Origin of the sequence: Pseudomonas sp. LjRoot71 (genome assembly GCF_964253255.1) — a bacterium.
In the GTDB taxonomy this organism is placed as follows: Bacteria; Pseudomonadota; Gammaproteobacteria; order Pseudomonadales; family Pseudomonadaceae; genus Aquipseudomonas.
This window is the reverse complement of sequence record NZ_CAXURA020000001.1, coordinates 3,529,422-3,546,924: the sequence shown is the minus strand read 5'-3', so window position 1 is coordinate 3,546,924 and position 17,503 is coordinate 3,529,422. Positions and strand designations below refer to the sequence as shown.

Below are 17,503 nucleotides of genomic sequence, written 5' to 3'. Positions count from 1 at the left end.
GCCCGCACAGTACAAACCTGGCGCCGCCGGCCATACTCAGGACACGGCCGCCGCAGCCACAAGCTGTCCGGCCCGCACCCAGAAGGAGAAGTTGTATGCCCTACGAAACGGACGATTACCTGTCCCGGCACTTTCAGATCAATGGCGTCGACCTGAACAGCAAAGTGGAAGAGCTGAGCAAGCTGGCCACCCCACCAGACAGCCCCAACCTCAAGCTCTACCAGGAAATGCTCAGCACCGTGATCCGCATGGCGCAAGCGGATCGCAACCGCTGGGACGCCAAGATCATGCTGCAAACCCTGCGTGAAATGGAGCATGCCTTCAGCATGCTGGAACAATTCAAGCGGCGGCGTAAAGTCACCGTATTCGGCTCGGCCCGCACCCCGGCCGAGCATCCGGTGTACCAACTGGCCCACGAGCTCGGCGCCACCCTGGCTCGGCACAACCTGATGGTCATCACCGGTGCCGGCGGCGGCATCATGGCCGCTGCCCATGCAGGTGCCGGCCTGGAAAACAGCCTAGGTTTCAACATCACCCTGCCCTTCGAGCAGAACGCCAATGCAACCATGCAAGGCAGCAACAACCTGCTGTCCTTCCACTTCTTCTTTCTGCGCAAGCTGTTCTTCGTCAAAGAAGCCGACGGCCTGGTGCTCTGCCCGGGTGGTTTCGGCACGCTGGATGAAGCGCTGGAAGTGCTAACCCTGATCCAGACCGGAAAAAGCCCGATGGTGCCCGTGGTACTGCTTGATCAACCGGGCGGCAGCTTCTGGACCAGCGCCCTGACCTTTCTCCAGGAGCAACTGCAAGACAACGGCTATATCCTGCCCAGTGACATGCGCCTGATGCGCCTGGTGCACAGCGCCGAAGAAGCCGCCGAGGAAATTGCCCAGTTCTACCGCAACTACCACTCCAGCCGCTGGCTTAACGAGCGTTACGTGATCCGCCTCAACCATGCGCTAAGTGAACAGGCCATGCAGCAGCTCAACCTGGAGTTCCGTGACCTGTGTATCCATGGCGACTACCAGCAGCAAGGGCATTGCGACTCAGAGCTTGATGAACCCGAACTGTGCCACATGACGCGCCTGGCCTTTGCCTTTAACGGCCGTAGCCATGGCCGCTTACGCGAACTGCTGGACTTCACCAATCAGCCGCACAACTGGGCGAAAAACGCCTGAGCGCCGCCACCGATAGCCGCCTTCGGGCTATCGGTAATCGCGGGCCAGTAGGCTAACAAGACAAAAACGAACACACACATTTCAGTACAGAACGCACGTGCTTCCTGTACTGAAATGCGTGTGGAGCAGTGAATGGGGAAAAGAGAAAATAGCGCAGAGCCAAGCAACAATCCGCTGCGACCTAATCGTCCAGCGCGCCGCGTAGCAAACGCCCAATCAGCTCTGGCGGATACCCCCGATAACTGAGAAAACGTGCTTGCTGAGCCCGCTCGCGAGCATCACAAGGCAGTGCCCCGGCAAACTTGCGCTGCCAGGTTTCCTGCAGCTGCTCACGCCAGTCGATAGCACTGTCGCGCAGGGCCTGCTCAACATCGCTACGGGCCAGACCGCGCTGGGTCAGCTCTTCACGAATGCGTAACGGCCCATAGCCGGCACGCGCGCGATAACTGACAAAGGCCTCCAGATAACGGGCCTCAGACAGCAAGCCTTCTTCAGCCAGTCGATCGAGAGCGGCTTCGATCAACTCATTTGTCGCCCCGCGACTGCGCAATTTGCGGGTCAACTCGACCCGGCCATGTTCACGCCGGGCCAGCAGATCCATGGCCGCCCGTCGCACCGCGACGGGGTTATCTAGAGCTATGGACATGGGCGCGTGGGTCAAGCGTCGAGTTCGGCGTCAGCCAGTTCGTCAACAGCCGCGTTGGCTTTGCCCGGCACATTGCTGACCAGCAGCTTCTCGCGGATCAAACCTTCAATGGTACGTGCCACTTCCGGGTTGTCTTCTAGGTACTTGGCCGAGTTGGCCTTGCCCTGACCGATCTTGTTGCCCTGGTAGCTGTACCAGGCGCCGGATTTTTCCAGCAAGCCAAGCTGCACACCCAGGTCGATGATCTCGCCGTTGCGGTAGATGCCCTTGCCGTAAAGGATCTGGAACTCGGCCTGACGGAACGGCGGCGCAACCTTGTTCTTCACCACCTTAACGCGGGTTTCACTGCCAACCACTTCGTCGCCTTCCTTCACTGCGCCGGTACGGCGGATGTCCAGACGTACCGAGGCGTAGAATTTCAGCGCGTTACCACCAGTGGTGGTTTCCGGGCTGCCGAACATCACGCCGATCTTCATGCGAATCTGGTTGATGAAGATCACCAGACAGTTGGCGTTCTTGATATTGCCGGTGATCTTGCGCAGCGCCTGGCTCATCAGGCGAGCCTGCAAGCCCACGTGCATATCGCCCATCTCGCCTTCAATTTCCGCTTTCGGCACCAGGGCCGCCACGGAGTCGACAATGATCACGTCAATGGCGTTGGAGCGCACCAGCATGTCGGTGATTTCCAGAGCCTGCTCACCGGTATCCGGCTGCGACACCAGCAGGTCGTCAACGTTAACGCCGAGCTTGCCGGCGTAATCCGGGTCAAGCGCATGTTCGGCATCGACGAAGGCGCAAGTGGCGCCGAGCTTTTGTGCTTCAGCGATCACCGACAGGGTCAGGGTGGTTTTACCGGAGGACTCAGGACCGTAGATTTCGACGATGCGGCCTTTCGGCAAACCGCCGATGCCCAGGGCAATGTCCAGCCCCAGAGAACCAGTGGAAATGGCCGGAATCGCCTGGCGTTCATGATCGCCCATGCGCATCACCGCGCCCTTGCCGAATTGCTTTTCAATCTGGCCCAGGGCTGCCGCCAAGGCGCGCTTCTTATTCTCGTCCATTTGAGTCCTCACGTAATCAAGAAGGGCCAGCTAGCGGCCACCAACAACTGTATAAGTAGACAGTATTATTCCACAGGGCAAGTCGCCCGCCTACCCCGCGTTTGGATTTTCTTGCGCAAGTAGGCGCAACAGCCCCGCCAGTGCGGCCTCAACCGTTTGTCGGCGAACGTCACTGCGGTCCCCGGCAAACTGCCGACGCACGCTAAATAGCTGCTTACCATCGCCCCAAGCCAGCCAGACCGTGCCTACCGGTTTCTCCAATGAGCCACCATCGGGTCCTGCCACACCGCTGACCGCCACCGCATAACGCGCCCCGCTATGGGCCTGGGCACCACGTACCATGGCCTCGACTACTTCCTGACTGACAGCTCCAACCGTACTGAAAAATGCCGTCGGCACATTAAGCTGCTTGGTTTTCTGCGCATTGGAATAGGTGACATACCCGGCTTCAAACCAGGCCGAGCTGCCGGGAATGCGGGTAATCGCTTCTGCAATGCCACCGCCGGTACAGGATTCGGCGGTGGTCACTTGAGACTTTGCGGCAATCAGTTGTGCGCCCAACTCAGCGGCCAGTTGGGTCAGGCCTTGTTCATTCGCAGTCATCTGCACTCCGGGGTGAAACCGACAAGCTGGATACCCTACACTAGGCGCTTTTGCGATTCAGCCGGACAGCTAAAACGATGAGCCAAAGCGACCTCAGTTCTCACACGCCGATGATGCAGCAGTACTGGAAACTGAAAAATCAGCATCCAGAACAACTGATGTTCTACCGCATGGGCGACTTCTACGAGATCTTCTACGAGGACGCGAAAAAGGCCGCCAAGCTGCTGGATATCACCCTGACGGCCCGCGGCCAGTCCGCCGGCCAGGCCATTCCCATGTGCGGTATCCCATTCCATTCCCTGGAAGGCTACCTGGCCAAGCTGGTCAAGCTCGGCGAATCGGTGGTGATCTGCGAACAGATCGGCGACCCGGCCACCAGCAAGGGCCCGGTGGAACGCCAGGTGGTGCGCATCATCACCCCCGGCACCATCAGCGACGAAGCCCTGCTCGATGAGCGCCGCGACAACCTTTTGGCTGCCGTGCTGGGCGATGAGCGCTTGTTCGGCCTGGCCGTACTGGATATCACCAGCGGGCGCTTCAGCGTGTTGGAGATCAAAGGCTGGGAAAATCTGCTGGCCGAGCTTGAACGCCTCAATCCGGTTGAGCTGCTGATCCCCGATGACTGGCCACAAGACCTGCCCGCCGAGAAACGTCGCGGTTCACGTCGCCGTGCGCCCTGGGACTTCGAGCGCGATACCGCACATAAGAGCCTGTGCCAGCAATTCGGTACCCAGGACCTCAAGGGTTTTGGCTGCGAGACTCTGACCCTGGCCATCGGCGCTGCCGGCTGCCTGCTGGCCTACGCCAAGGAAACCCAGCGCACTGCCCTGCCGCACCTGCGCAGCCTGCGTCACGAGCGTCTCGACGACACAGTGATTCTCGACGGGGCAAGCCGGCGTAACCTGGAACTGGATATCAACCTTGCAGGCGGACGCGATAACACCCTGCAATCGGTGGTCGATCGCTGCCAGACCGCTATGGGCAGCCGTCTGCTCAGCCGCTGGCTGAACCGCCCGCTGCGCGACCGCAATATTCTCGAAGCGCGTCAGGAGTCGATTGCCTGCTTGCTGGAGCGTTATCGCTTCGAGACGCTGCAGCCGCAACTCAAGGAAATCGGCGACCTGGAACGTATCCTCGCGCGTATCGGCCTGCGCAATGCGCGCCCGCGTGACCTGGCGCGCCTGCGTGATGCCCTCGCCGCCCTGCCAACGCTGCAGATGGCTATGGCCAATCTGGAAGCGCCGCACCTGAGCGAGCTGGCGGCGGTAGTCAGCACCTACCCGGAACTGGCCGAGTTGCTGGCCCGGGCGATTATCGATAATCCGCCGGCGGTAATCCGCGATGGCGGCGTGCTGAAAACTGGTTATGACGCCGAGCTGGACGAGCTGCAATCACTTAGCGAAAACGCCGGCCAATACCTGATGGATCTGGAAACCCGCGAGAAAGCCCGCACCGGTCTGGCCAACCTCAAGGTCGGCTACAACCGCGTGCACGGCTACTTTATCGAGCTGCCGAGCAAGCAGGCCGAATCCGCGCCGGCCGACTATATCCGCCGCCAGACCCTCAAAGGCGCAGAACGCTTTATCACGCCGGAACTCAAGGAGTTCGAAGACAAGGCGCTGTCAGCCAAGAGCCGTGCCCTGGCCCGCGAAAAGATGCTCTACGATGAGCTGCTCGAACGCCTGATCAGTCACCTCGGCCCGCTGCAGGACAGCGCCGCAGCCCTGGCCGAGCTAGACGTGTTGAGCAACCTGGCAGAACGTGCGCTGAACCTGGACCTCAATCGCCCGCGCTTTGTTGATGAGCCCTGCATGCGTATCGATCAGGGCCGTCACCCTGTGGTCGAGCAGGTGTTGACCACGCCGTTTGTGGCCAACGACCTGAGCCTCGACGATGACACGCGCATGCTGATCATCACCGGGCCGAACATGGGTGGTAAATCCACTTACATGCGCCAGACCGCACTGATTGTGCTGCTCGCGCATATCGGCAGCTTCGTGCCGGCGAAAAGCTGCGAGCTGTCACTGGTTGATCGCATCTTTACCCGTATCGGCTCAAGTGATGACCTGGCCGGGGGCCGCTCGACCTTTATGGTGGAGATGAGCGAAACCGCCAACATCCTGCACAACGCCAGCGAACGTAGCCTGGTACTGATGGATGAAGTGGGCCGCGGCACCAGTACCTTCGACGGCCTGTCGTTGGCCTGGGCTGCTGCTGAGCAGCTGGCCAAGTTGCGTGCCTACACCCTGTTCGCCACCCACTATTTCGAGCTGACGGTGCTGCCGGAAAGCCAGCCCATCGTGGCCAACGTACATTTGAATGCTACCGAGCATAATGAACGCATCGTGTTCCTTCACCACGTTCTGCCCGGTCCGGCCAGCCAGAGCTATGGCCTGGCCGTGGCACAACTGGCGGGTGTACCGAGCGAAGTTATCCTGCGTGCACGCGAGCACTTGGCGCGCCTGGAAACCACCAGTCTGCCCCACGAATTACCGCCGGCGCAGCCTGGCCAGGGCGCTGCGCCACTGCAAAGCGACATGTTCGCCAGCCTGCCGCACCCGCTGCTGGAGGAATTGCAGAAGATCAATCCTGATGATCTGACTCCGCGCAAAGCGCTGGAGCTGTTATATACATGGAAAACACGCTTCTAACGTTATTGCGCGCAAACTGTTAGAATCGCGCGCATTTTTACGACAGCCCGACTTCAAGCCTGAGCCGTGGCCATTACCCCCTAGCCTGCTGAAACCCGCATAGAACGGGCAGGCTGGCGCCCGAGGAGAGAATCAGAGATGACCTTCGTCGTTACCGACAACTGCGTCAAATGCAAATACACCGACTGCGTAGAAGTCTGCCCGGTGGACTGCTTCTACGAAGGCCCGAACTTCCTGGTGATTCACCCGGACGAGTGCATCGACTGCGCACTCTGCGAGCCTGAGTGCCCTGCACAAGCCATCTTCTCCGAAGATGAGGTGCCGGAAGACCAGCAGGAGTACATTGAGCTGAACGCTGATCTGGCCGAAGTCTGGCCAAACATCACCGAGAAGAAAGAGTCCCTGCCGGACGCTGAAGAGTGGGATGGCGTGAAAGACAAACTGCAGTACCTGGAGCGCTAGTCGCTACGTTTGCGCGCTGCACACTAAAAACCCGCCTTACGCGGGTTTTTATTTTTCTGCTGCCAGAAAATGCCAGGAGCAGGCACAGGGCATAAAACGCAGACAAAAAAAGGGGCGACTCGCGTCGCCCACTCTTTTGTCCATAGTCCCTGTATTTCCCAGCTCACCGTCCTGATGAATCGCACCCTGCGATGTCCTGATTGTCATCCTGACAACCTGTGCTTATCCCTGAGCACAGGTGTAATACTAGCGACTTCGGCGCCCTGAACAAGCAGCGAAAATACCCATGCGGCGATATCTCCGACTTTGCGAACATAAAAATAAATCAATAAAAACAAATACTTATAAAATAAAAGGATGCTTTCCTACCCTACCAAAGCACCGAAAGCTTACGCCTCTTGTAAGTAATGGCTTACAAGAGCACTCACAAAAACTCCTCTTCTACACCAACAAACTGCGAACCATAAAAAACCCGGCATAAGCCGGGTTCTCAGGTTACCGCCTGACACTCACTGGAACAGTGAGTCGCTCGACAGCCCGTTCTTCTCCAGGATCTCCCGCAGCCGCTTGAGAGCCTCTACCTGAATCTGCCGCACGCGTTCACGGGTCAGGCCGATTTCCTGGCCAACCTCCTCCAACGTGCAACTTTCATGGCCACGCAGACCGAAGCGGCGAATCACCACCTCGCGCTGCTTATCGGTCAACTCGGACAGCCACTGATCGATGCTCTGCGACAGGTCATCGTCCTGCAGCAACTCGCAAGGATCGGTTGGACGGTCGTCAGTCAGGGTATCAAGCAGGGTCTTGTCAGAGTCCTGCCCCAACGAGACATCCACCGAGGAAACCCGCTCGTTCAGGCCGAGCATACGTTTGACTTCACCTACCGGTTTTTCCAGCAGGTTGGCAATTTCTTCTGCCGAGGGCTCGTGGTCGAGCTTCTGAGTCAATTCGCGTGCAGCACGCAGGTAAACGTTGAGCTCTTTGACCACATGAATAGGTAAACGAATAGTTCGGGTCTGATTCATGATCGCCCGTTCGATGGTCTGGCGGATCCACCAAGTGGCGTAGGTCGAGAAACGGAAACCACGCTCAGGGTCGAACTTCTCAACCGCGCGAATCAGACCAAGGTTGCCCTCTTCGATCAGGTCCAGCAGGGACAGGCCTCGATTGACGTAGCGACGGGCGATCTTCACCACCAGACGCAGGTTGCTTTCGATCATGCGCTTGCGGCCAGCGGGATCACCCTTCTGCGCCAAGCGCGCGAAGAACACTTCTTCTTCAGGGGTCAGGAGGGGGGAAAAGCCGATTTCGTTGAGGTACAGCTGAGTGGCGTCGAGTGCGCGGGTGTAATCGATGTATTTGTGTTGCTTGCTGCTGGTCGCGGATGCTTTTGCTTTGCTGCGGGAAAGTGGCGGTTGCGCTTCTTCGTCTGAATCATCGTCAAGGACAATAGCGGGCTCCATCAGGAGCACTTCATCATCGACGTCAAACTCCGGCGCTTCTTTTTTATTGAGAGCCATTTTTGTTATTCCTTGCTGAGTTCGACAGCAAGCCCTAGCGTGACCAAGTCCCTGGTTACACCAAAGCCTGTCCCTCCCACGTGGTGGAGACAGGCTAGCGCTAGATCAACGTCGTGGCAGGTATTGCAGCGGATCTACAGGTTTACCTTGGCGGCGCACTTCAAAATGCAGCTTCACCCGGTCGGTTCCTGTGGAACCCATCTCGGCAATTTTCTGCCCGGCTTTGACCTGTTGCCCCTCCTGCACCAACAGCCTGCGGTTATGACCGTAAGCGCTTACGTAGGTATCGCTATGTTTGATGATTACCAATTCGCCGTAGCCCCGTAAACCACTCCCGGCGTAGACCACTGAACCATCAGACGCAGCTAAAACAGGCTGGCCCAATTCTCCGGCGATATCAATGCCTTTATTCAAACTGCCGTTTGAGGAAAATCGCCCGATAACCGGGCCATTGGAGGGCCATAACCACCCGGAAGCAGAACGCTGCGTCGGCGGCAGCGCCGTCACACTTGGGGTTGTCTTGACCGGCGCTGGCGGCGTGGTTTGTACGGGGCGGCTCTGCACCGGTGTGCTTGGACGGCTGGACGGCTGCGCAACCACCACAGGTGCAGTCGCAACAACTGGCGGTCGGCTGGCCGGCTGGCCGTCAAAACGAATGACCTGGCCAACCCGTATCAGATAAGGCGGCGCAATACCGTTACGGGCAGCCAGCGCCTTCCAGTCCCAGCCAAAGCGAAACGCGATGGAATACAGGGTATCGCCACGCTGCACCTGGTATTGCCCACTGCTGACCGGCTGACGCTGCGGTGCCTGGCTGGCACCACCATGGCTGCGATCAACCACTTTCACCCCACCCGGTGGCGGGCTCGCGCAGGCACTGAGCAACGCACTGAGGACAAGGCCACTCAACAGGCTACGGGCACCGCTGGCGCGATTCGGCAATTGAATGGCTGTAAAACTCACCTGCATCTCCCGAAACTGACTACATCTTGCTGGCATGCATTGTGCCGCAATTATGGGTTATCACCAGCGCTTTGCAGGCTACGACTTGCCAACCATTCCAGGCCCAACACCAGGACAATACCGGCAACGGCCAACACAATGGCTAACAGCACCTGTGGATCCTGCCCGCTGACCTCGGCGAAACGCTCAGGCCAGAGGTTGTTTTGCAATACAGGCACCTGAGCACCTTGGCTGTCAGTACGCCAGCTCAGGGTTTCCTTCCAGGGCCAGATCTTGTTCAGCGAGCCGACCATCAGCCCAGTCAGAAATGCCAGGGTCAGGTCACGCCAGCGAGCCAGCAACCAACGCAGGAAACCGGCAAAACTGACAATCCCCACCAGGCAACCGCTGGCGAAGATCAACAACACGGTGATGTCCAGGCTCTTCACCGCTCCCAACACAAAGCTGTAAAGGCCCATCAATACCAGCAAAAAGCTGCCGGAAATACCTGGCAGAATCATCGCGCAGATGGCGATGGCACCCGCAAGGAACAGACTCAACGGGTCATGCCCCCACTGCAACGGAGCGGCAACGGTAATCCAGTAGGCGAACGCCACGCCCAGCAGCAGACTGATCACACGCGTCCAGTTCCAGCGCTGAATTTCCCTGACCACCAGGTGGGTGGACACCAGAATCAGGCCAAAAAAGAACGACCAGACCGGAATCGGTTGTTCGGCCAATAAATAGGTGATCAAGCGCGCCAGGCTCAACACACTGGTCATGATGCCCAGCAGCAGCACCAGCAGAAAGGTTGCATTGGCGGCCTTCCAGGCCTCGACAATACGCCCGCGCAACAGCAGGCCCAACGCGATTGGCACACTGGCAATCGAACGCAGCAGTTCGTCATAGATACCGCTGACAAACGCGATAGTGCCACCCGACACCCCCGGCACGACGTCAGCAGCGCCCATGGCAATACCTTTGGCGTAAAGCAGGAAGTATTTTTTCATGGGTTCATCCGTAAACAAGTGGCTCAGGCCAGCGGCCCATTTAGCAGCGGTACAAACCGCACCGCATCGAGCACATGCCGGGAGAAGCCGTCGTCCTCTCGGACAATCAGCAACAACTCCTGCACATCCCCCGCACCGACTGGAATCACCAGGCGTCCGCCCGGAGCCAGTTGCTCCAGCAAGGCCTGCGGCACATTGGCCGCCGCAGCCGTGACGATGATGCCGTTATACGGCCCCAGGGCATTCCAGCCCTCCCAACCATCACCCCAGCGGAACACCACATTGCGCAGGTTGAGCTGAGCCAGACGCTCCTTGGCCTTGTCCTGCAGACTCTGAATACGTTCAACGCTGAATACCCGCTCGACCAACTGCGCGAGAATCGCGGTCTGATAGCCGGAACCGGTGCCGATCTCCAGCACCTTGTCCAGCGGCCCGGCCGCCAGCAGCAGCTCGCTCATGCGCGCAACCATATAAGGCTGCGAGATGGTCTGGTTGTTGCCGATTGGCAACGCGGTGTCTTCATAGGCACGATGGGCCAAGGCCTCATCGACAAACAGGTGACGCGGCGTGCGGCGAATGGTTTCCAGCACATGGGCATTGGACAACCCTTCCTCGTAAAGCCGCTGAATCAGCCGCTCGCGCGTGCGCTGCGAGGTCATGCCGATACCGCGATGCTGCAGCTCGTCTTGTTCCCGACGGATCACAGCAGCCCCTCCAACCAGGGCTGCAGGCTGTTGAAGCCATCAGCAAAGGTACGGTCCAGCTGCAGCGGCGTGACCGAAACATAGCCCTGCATCACCGCATGGAAATCCGTACCGGGGCCACCATCCTCCGCATCGCCAGCCACCGAAATCCAATAGCCTTCCTTGCCCCGCGGATTGACCACCTTGACCGGCGCCGCCGCGCGGGCGCGATGGCCCAGACGAGTCAGCTGGATGCCACGAATATGCTCCAGCGGCAGGTTGGGGATATTCACATTGAGTACGGTGCGCGGCGGCAGATCGAGCTGCTCATGCGCCTCAACCAGCTTGCGGGCGAAATAGGCGGCAGTCGGCAGGTTATCCGGCAGGCGTGAAAGCAGGGAGAAGGCAAACGCCGGACGCGCCAGAAAACGCCCTTCCAAAGCCGCCGCCACGGTGCCGGAATACAGCACGTCGTCACCCAGGTTGGCGCCCAGGTTGATACCGGACACCACCAGATCCGCGACCTGCGGCAGCAGGCCGTTAAGGCCCAGGTGCACGCAGTCGGTCGGCGTACCGTTCAGGCTGATATAGCCGTTGGGCAGCGTGGTCGGGTGCAGCGGACGATCGAGGGTCAGCGAGCTACTCGCGCCGCTCTTGTCCTGATCAGGCGCAATCACCGTGCACTCGGCATAGTCAGCCAGCGCCGCATGCAGCGCAGCCAGGCCTGGCGCAGCAACGCCGTCATCATTGGAAATCAGAATACGCATGGGTTGTCCGTCTGCCCTGCCGGCAAAAGATCGACGAGCTCGCGCACCAGTACGGTGGCGAAGCATCCAGCCGGCAGGACGAATTCCAGTTGCAGAATGTCAGGCTCGGGATAATGCCACGACAGGCCGCCAATGGGGAGGCGCAGGATACGCCGTTCGTGCGTCATGTCCGCTTCTGCCAACCAGTCGACCAAGACGCTTTCGCGTGCGGCCAGATCCTGCTCCAGCCCTTGCGCGACACCCGCAGCAGCGGAGACGCCTGCGCCCCAAAGCGGGCCCGTTGGGTGCAGATCGAGAATCGCCAGGCGCGGATCGCTGCACTCCGCCTCGCCGGCCGCAAAGAAACTGCGGCTGTCGGTAAAGGCCAGAAGATCCCCCAACAACGCCTGATTCCAGGTGCCGGCGGCAACCCGCTCGGCCAGCACCTGGTTGAACAGGTAACTGCGCGCCGCCGAAAGCACCCGCGAACGCACATTGCGTTTCTCCGGCAGGCTCTTGTTCGCGGCAAAATGCCGGGCATGGGCAACATTGCCGCCCTCATGACCAAAACGCTGCAAGCCGTAATAGTTGGGAATGCCCTGAGCGGCAATTTGCGTCAGGCGCTTGTCCAGTGCCTGACGGTCCGCCGTCAGTTGGGTCAGGCGCAGGGTAAAGCCGTTGGCCGCATGGGCGCCGCGCTGCAGCTTACGGCTATGGCGCACCTGCTTGAGGATGCGCAGGCTGGCATCTTCGGCGGCACTCAGGTCTGGGTCGACTTTACCCGGCAGGTGCAGGCTGAACCACTGACGGGTCAGCGCCTGACGATCCTTGAGGCCGGCGTAGCTGATCAACTTCAACGGCACGCCGGCCGCGCGTGCAATACGCTTGGCCGCTTCCTCGGTGTTCAGCTCGCGCTTTTCCACCCACAGCCAGAGGTGTTCGCCCTCACCGGCCAAGGCAATATCCAGCACTTCATCGACCTGAAAATCCTCCGCCACAGCCTTGAGCACCGCCGTGCCGCAGGGTTCGCCATAGGCGCGCGGGCCCAGCAATTCGAGTTCGTTCATCGGGCGACCAACAGCGCTACGGCATGCACGGCAATGCCTTCTTCGCGGCCGGTAAAGCCGAGCTTCTCGGTAGTCGTGGCTTTGACGTTGACCTGATCCAGACTCACCTGCAGATCTTCGGCAATCCGCGCGCGCATGGTCTCGATATGCGGCGCCATCTTTGGTGCCTGGGCGACGATGGTGGCGTCGACATTGCCGACCTGCCAGCCCTTGGCGTGAATCAGACCGAGCACATGGCGCAGCAGCTCGCGACTGTCAGCGCCCTTAAAGGTCGGATCAGTGTCGGGGAAGTGTTTGCCGATATCGCCCAGCGCCGCCGCGCCGAGCAGGGCATCGCTCAGGGCATGCAGTAGCACGTCACCATCGGAATGGGCCAGCAGGCCGAATTTATGGGAAATCTGCACGCCGCCCAAGGTGATGAAGTCGCCCTCACCGAAGCGGTGCACATCGTAGCCGTGGCCAATACGCATAAGAAACAACGCCCTGAAAAAGTCAGGGCGTGATTCTAACTGAAAGCCAGAGGATCAACCCGGCTGGCTGGCTTTCGATCAGTACCGGTTCAGCTCAATAACACCTTGGCGTGATGACGCAGGTGGTCATCGATAAAGCTGGCGATAAAGTAGTAGCTGTGGTCATAGCCCGGTTGCAGCCGCAAGGTCAGCGGATGTCCTGCGGCCTGCGCCGCCGCCTTGAGCGCATCCGGCTTGAGCTGGTTTTCCAGGAAGTCATCACGATCACCCTGATCGACCAGAATCGGCAGCTTTTCCGTGGCTTCGCCAAGCAAGGCGCAGGCGTCCCATTCGCGCCAGCGCGAGCGCTCCTCACCCAGGTAACGCGAGAACGCCTTCTCACCCCAGGGGCAATTGATCGGGTTGCTGATCGGCGCAAAGGCCGACAGCGACTGATAGCGCCCCGGATTACGCAGCGCACAAACCAGCGCACCGTGCCCGCCCATGGAGTGGCCACTGATACCGCGCTTGTCGGATACCGGGAAGTTTGCCTCGATCAGCGCCGGCAGCTCCTGCACCACATAGTCGTACATGCGGTAATGCCGCGCCCAGGGCTCCTGGGTGGCGTTCAGATAAAAGCCCGCACCCAAGCCGAAATCCCAGGCCTTGTCGGGATCATCCGGCACCTCAGGACCACGCGGGCTGGTATCTGGCGCGACGATGATCAACCCCAGCTCGGCCGCCAGCTTGTGTGCGCCGGCCTTCTGCATAAAGTTCTCATCGGTGCAGGTCAGCCCGCTCAGCCAGTACAGCACCGGCAATATGCCGCCCTGCTCCGCCTGCGGAGGCAGGTACACCGCAAACACCATGTCGCAGCCCAGCACCGCCGAACGGTGGCGATAACGCTTGTGCCAGCCGCCGGCACTCTTCTGGCAGGAAATATTTTCCAGAGTCATAACCCCACTCCGTAGGGTGCGCCTAGCGCACCAGTAATCTGCGGTGCGCGCGGCGCACCCTACGAGAAACCCGCACGGCCAGGCGGCCGTACGGTTCGTTCATCAGAAGTGAATGACGGTGCGGATGCTCTTGCCTTCATGCATCAAGTCAAAGGCCTTATTGATGTCATCCAGCGGCATGTTGTGGGTAATAAAGGTATCCAACGGGATTTCACCCTTCTGCGCCTTTTCCACATAGCTCGGCAGCTCGGTACGACCCTTGACCCCGCCGAACGCCGAACCGCGCCAGACGCGGCCAGTCACCAACTGGAACGGACGGGTGCTGATTTCCTGACCGGCACCGGCCACACCGATAATCACCGACTCCCCCCAGCCCTTGTGTGCGCACTCCAGCGCGGCACGCATCAGCTGCACATTGCCGACACACTCGAAGCTGTAGTCCACGCCGCCATCGGTCATTTCAACGATGACCTCCTGGATCGGCTTGGCGAAATCCTTCGGGTTGACGAAATCGGTCGCGCCCAGCTCGCGAGCAACGTCGAACTTGGCCGGATTGATGTCGATGGCGATGATGCGGCTGGCCTTGGCCATCTTCGCGCCGATGATTGCCGCCAAGCCGATACCACCCAGGCCGAAGATCGCTACGGTAGCGCCCTCTTCCACCTTGGCGGTGTTGAGCACGGCGCCGATGCCCGTGGTTACGCCGCAGCCGAGCAGGCAGACCTTCTCCAGCGGCGCGTCCTTGGGGATCACCGCCAGGGAGACTTCCGGCAGCACGGTGTATTCGGAGAAGGTCGAACAGCCCATGTAGTGGTAGATCGGCTCGCCGTTGTAGCTGAAACGGCTGGTGCCATCCGGCATCAGACCCTTGCCTTGAGTGGCACGCACCGAGCTGCACAGGTTGGTCTTGCCGGACTTGCAGAATTTGCACTCGCGGCATTCGGCGGTGTAGAGCGGGATCACGTGGTCGCCGACGCTCACCGAGGTCACGCCCTCGCCGATCGCTTCGACAATGCCGCCGCCTTCGTGGCCGAGAATCGCCGGGAATACCCCTTCGGAATCCTCACCCGACAAGGTGTAGGCATCGGTGTGGCACACCCCGGTGGCGACAATACGCACCAGCACTTCGCCGGCCTTGGGCGGCGCCACGTCGACTTCGATAATTTGCAGCGGCTGATTGGGGGCAAAGGCTACGGCAGCACGGGACTTGATCATGATCGCTCTCCAGCGGATTCAACAGTGGCGCAGAGTGTAGATCAGTGATGCAGATAGATAATCGAACAAAAAACAAAACATTCTTGCTATATAGGGACAATCAATTCACAACAGGACATCCGCATGAACCGCTGGGAAGGCCTTGATGAATTTGTCGCGGTCGCCGAATGCGGCCAATTCACCGCTGCTGCCGAACGCCTGAGCCTGTCATCCTCCCAGGTCAGCCGGCAGATCGCGCGACTGGAGGAACGCCTGCAAACCCGCCTGTTCTACCGCAGCACCCGTCGTGTGGCGCTGACCGAGGCCGGGCAGACATTCTTACAGCACTGTCAGCGCCTGCAGGATGCCCGCGAGGAAGCGCTGCGCGCCGTTGGAGACCTAGGCAGTGAGCCCAAGGGCCTGCTGCGCATGACCTGTGCCGTGGCCTATGGCGAGCGTTTTATCGTGCCGCTGGTCACCGACTTTATGGTGCTGCACCCGCAGCTGCGGGTGGATATCGAGCTGAGCAATCGCACGCTGGATCTGCTGCATGAAGGCCTCGACCTGGCCATCCGCCTCGGCCGCTTGCAGGACTCGCGCCTGGTGGCCACACGTCTGGCACCACGGCAGATGTACCTGTGTGCTGCACCGGCGTACCTGCAACGCTATGGCAGGCCGCATTCGCTGTCGGAACTGGCACGGCACAACTGCCTGATTGGCAGTTCAGACCTCTGGAGTTTTCAGGCCAGCGGCCGCGATTCCAGCCTGCGGGTGCAGGGCAACTGGCGCTGCAACAGCGGCCAGGCAGTGCTGGAAGCCGCGCTGCGCGGCATTGGCCTGTGCCAGCTGCCGGATTATTACGTGCTGGAGCATTTACGCAGCGGCGCGCTGGTCTCGTTGCTGGATAACCAGCAACCGCCGGACACCGCCGTGTGGGCGCTGTACCCACAGCAACGCCACCTGTCACCCAAGGTGCGGCAGCTGGTGGAGTTTCTTAAGCAAGGGCTGGCACAGCGCAGCGAGTATCGCTAGAACCTGTTTACAATCTGCTACGCGTCGGCCCTGCTGCGTTAAAAACAGGCTCGGAATGCTCATTTACAGCTCGTAAACTCCGCTTCCTCGCCTGCTTTTGCCTTGCATGGCTCTAGCTCGCGAGATCCTAAACAGGCTCTTAGTTCTTGAGGTGCCAAAGACTGGCCAGACTGCGCAAGTCTTCCGGGCGGGTGAGCTTGAGGTTATCAGCACGGCCCTCGATCAGGCGCGGTGCCTGCCCAGCCCACTCGATAGCTGAGGCCTCATCGGTAATCGCCACCCCGGCAATCAAGGCATCAGCCAAGGCACGCTGCAACTCGCCGAGCCGGAACATCTGCGGGGTAAACGCCTGCCAGATGGTCGAGCGATCCACCGTAGCGTGCACCCGACCATCGGCACCAGCCCGCTTGAGCGTATCGCGTGCCGGTACGGCGAGCACACCACCGACGGGGTCATCGGCCAGCTCGCTGAGTAGCAGGTCGAGATCGCTGCGTGCCAGGTTCGGCCGCGCGGCATCATGCACCAGCACCCAATCCTGCTCCTGAGCGCCCAGCTCTGTGAGGCGCAGCAGGCCATTGAGCACCGAGTTGGCGCGCTCGGTGCCGCCGTCGGCGCGCTGGATACGCGGATCACTGGCGCAGTCAAGGATCGGCCAGTACGGATCATCCAGCGCCAGGCTGACCACTACGGCCCGCAGCTGCGGATGCTCAAGAAAGCACGCCAGGGTATGTTCGATAATGCTTTTGCCGGCCAGCTGCAGGTACTGCTTGGGCCGATCGGCGCGCATCCGGCTGCCAATACCGGCAGCAGGGATCAACGCCCAGAAAGGGGGTAATGCGGACGTATTCATTCAGCCAACTGATAGAGGGTTTCGCCCTCTTTAAGCATGCCCAGCTCATGGCGTGCACGCTCTTCGACGGTTTCCATCCCGCTTTTCAGCTCCAGCACTTCGGCTTCAAGAATCCGATTGCGCTCTTGCAGCTGCTGGTTTTCACCCTGCTGATCGGCAATCTGCTGCTTCAGCTGAGTGACTTGCGCCAGGCTGCCGTCGCCCACCCACAGGCGATATTGCAGGCCAGCCAACAAGGTCAGCAGGACGATAAACACCCAGTAAGAACGACTACGCATAGCAGCAAAAGATTCCGGATGAAAAAGGGGCGACTCGCGCCGCCCCTCTTTTACCATGCCTTGAGTGGTCACTGAAAACATCGCGAGCGAAGACTAGGCAAGGCAAAATCAGGCGAGGCAGCGGAGTTTACTGCAGTAAATGAGCATGCCGAGCCTGATTTTAACGCCGCATCGTCGA

At 60.0% G+C, this 17,503-nt stretch carries 18 protein-coding genes; 4 read left to right on the top strand and 14 right to left on the bottom strand.

Annotated features, from left to right (window positions below; translation table 11 throughout):
- Window positions 1-95: 95 nt before the first annotated feature.
- The gene (locus ACSQ17_RS16625; protein ID WP_436069722.1) at window positions 96-1,175 is read left to right on the top strand and encodes an LOG family protein; all 1,080 of its coding nucleotides are present in this window, start codon (window positions 96-98) and stop codon (window positions 1,173-1,175) included.
- Between the two features lie 181 nt (window positions 1,176-1,356).
- On the opposite strand, the gene recX is transcribed toward ACSQ17_RS16625, so the two are convergent.
- The 3 genes from recX to ACSQ17_RS16610 all read right to left on the bottom strand — a co-directional run bounded on the left by recX (window position 1,357) and on the right by ACSQ17_RS16610 (window position 3,485).
- Complete coding sequence (gene recX, locus ACSQ17_RS16620) at window positions 1,357-1,821, bottom strand: recombination regulator RecX (protein ID WP_436069721.1); 465 nt, start codon at window positions 1,819-1,821, stop codon at window positions 1,357-1,359.
- Window positions 1,822-1,832: 11 nt separating this feature from the next.
- Window positions 1,833-2,882 carry a recombinase RecA gene (gene recA / locus ACSQ17_RS16615; RefSeq protein WP_257777979.1) on the bottom strand — a complete coding sequence of 350 codons (1,050 nt, stop codon included), beginning with the start codon at window positions 2,880-2,882 and terminating at the stop codon, window positions 1,833-1,835.
- 90 nt (window positions 2,883-2,972) lie between these two features.
- The gene (locus tag ACSQ17_RS16610) at window positions 2,973-3,485 is read right to left on the bottom strand and encodes a CinA family protein (protein WP_436069720.1); all 513 of its coding nucleotides are present in this window, start codon (window positions 3,483-3,485) and stop codon (window positions 2,973-2,975) included.
- A gap of 77 nt (window positions 3,486-3,562) precedes the next feature.
- On the opposite strand from ACSQ17_RS16610, the gene mutS reads away from it, so the two are divergent.
- Both mutS and fdxA read left to right on the top strand, forming a co-directional pair.
- Window positions 3,563-6,136 carry a DNA mismatch repair protein MutS gene (gene mutS, locus ACSQ17_RS16605; RefSeq protein ID WP_436069719.1) on the top strand — a complete coding sequence of 858 codons (2,574 nt, stop codon included), beginning with the start codon at window positions 3,563-3,565 and terminating at the stop codon, window positions 6,134-6,136.
- Window positions 6,137-6,274: 138 nt separating this feature from the next.
- Window positions 6,275-6,598: a ferredoxin FdxA gene (gene fdxA, locus ACSQ17_RS16600; protein ID WP_090248347.1), complete on the top strand. Its 324-nt coding sequence runs from the start codon at window positions 6,275-6,277 to the stop codon at window positions 6,596-6,598.
- Window positions 6,599-7,107: 509 nt separating this feature from the next.
- On the opposite strand, the gene rpoS is transcribed toward fdxA, so the two are convergent.
- The 9 genes from rpoS to ACSQ17_RS16555 form a co-directional block, all read right to left on the bottom strand.
- Window positions 7,108-8,118 (bottom strand): RNA polymerase sigma factor RpoS, encoded by a 1,011-nt coding sequence (rpoS, locus tag ACSQ17_RS16595; protein ID WP_311088807.1) that lies wholly within the window; start codon window positions 8,116-8,118, stop codon window positions 7,108-7,110.
- Between the two features lie 105 nt (window positions 8,119-8,223).
- Window positions 8,224-9,087 (bottom strand): peptidoglycan DD-metalloendopeptidase family protein, encoded by an 864-nt coding sequence (locus ACSQ17_RS16590; protein WP_436070508.1) that lies wholly within the window; start codon window positions 9,085-9,087, stop codon window positions 8,224-8,226.
- Window positions 9,088-9,131: 44 nt separating this feature from the next.
- Window positions 9,132-10,070 (bottom strand): DUF368 domain-containing protein, encoded by a 939-nt coding sequence (locus tag ACSQ17_RS16585; RefSeq protein ID WP_436069718.1) that lies wholly within the window; start codon window positions 10,068-10,070, stop codon window positions 9,132-9,134.
- Between the two features lie 23 nt (window positions 10,071-10,093).
- Window positions 10,094-10,729: a protein-L-isoaspartate(D-aspartate) O-methyltransferase gene (locus ACSQ17_RS16580; protein ID WP_436070507.1), complete on the bottom strand. Its 636-nt coding sequence runs from the start codon at window positions 10,727-10,729 to the stop codon at window positions 10,094-10,096.
- A 41-nt stretch (window positions 10,730-10,770) separates the two neighbouring features.
- Window positions 10,771-11,520, bottom strand: coding sequence for a 5'/3'-nucleotidase SurE (gene surE / locus ACSQ17_RS16575; RefSeq protein WP_090383334.1), 750 nt, complete (start codon window positions 11,518-11,520; stop codon window positions 10,771-10,773).
- Window positions 11,508-12,566 carry a tRNA pseudouridine(13) synthase TruD gene (gene truD / locus ACSQ17_RS16570; protein ID WP_436069717.1) on the bottom strand — a complete coding sequence of 353 codons (1,059 nt, stop codon included), beginning with the start codon at window positions 12,564-12,566 and terminating at the stop codon, window positions 11,508-11,510. The genes surE and truD overlap by 13 nt, the downstream gene beginning before the upstream one ends.
- Window positions 12,563-13,036, bottom strand: coding sequence for a 2-C-methyl-D-erythritol 2,4-cyclodiphosphate synthase (ispF, locus tag ACSQ17_RS16565; protein ID WP_436069716.1), 474 nt, complete (start codon window positions 13,034-13,036; stop codon window positions 12,563-12,565). The genes truD and ispF overlap by 4 nt, the downstream gene beginning before the upstream one ends.
- Window positions 13,037-13,125: 89 nt before the next feature.
- Entirely contained in the window at window positions 13,126-13,971 is an 846-nt protein-coding gene (gene fghA, locus ACSQ17_RS16560) for an S-formylglutathione hydrolase (protein ID WP_436069715.1), read from the bottom strand.
- Window positions 13,972-14,073: 102 nt separating this feature from the next.
- Window positions 14,074-15,186 (bottom strand): S-(hydroxymethyl)glutathione dehydrogenase/class III alcohol dehydrogenase, encoded by a 1,113-nt coding sequence (locus ACSQ17_RS16555; RefSeq protein WP_436069714.1) that lies wholly within the window; start codon window positions 15,184-15,186, stop codon window positions 14,074-14,076.
- A gap of 123 nt (window positions 15,187-15,309) precedes the next feature.
- Here ACSQ17_RS16555 and ACSQ17_RS16550 point away from each other — a divergent pair, with 123 nt between their 5' ends.
- The gene (locus ACSQ17_RS16550) at window positions 15,310-16,197 is read left to right on the top strand and encodes a LysR substrate-binding domain-containing protein (RefSeq protein WP_233684109.1); all 888 of its coding nucleotides are present in this window, start codon (window positions 15,310-15,312) and stop codon (window positions 16,195-16,197) included.
- Window positions 16,198-16,336: 139 nt separating this feature from the next.
- Here ACSQ17_RS16550 and ispD read toward each other — a convergent pair whose 3' ends face one another.
- Both ispD and ftsB read right to left on the bottom strand, forming a co-directional pair.
- Window positions 16,337-17,047 carry a 2-C-methyl-D-erythritol 4-phosphate cytidylyltransferase gene (ispD, locus tag ACSQ17_RS16545; protein WP_436069713.1) on the bottom strand — a complete coding sequence of 237 codons (711 nt, stop codon included), beginning with the start codon at window positions 17,045-17,047 and terminating at the stop codon, window positions 16,337-16,339.
- On the bottom strand, window positions 17,044-17,325 hold the full coding sequence (ftsB, locus tag ACSQ17_RS16540; protein WP_436069712.1) for a cell division protein FtsB: 282 nt from the start codon (window positions 17,323-17,325) through the stop codon (window positions 17,044-17,046). Before ftsB ends, ispD begins: the two co-directional genes overlap by 4 nt.
- Window positions 17,326-17,503 lie beyond the last annotated feature (178 nt).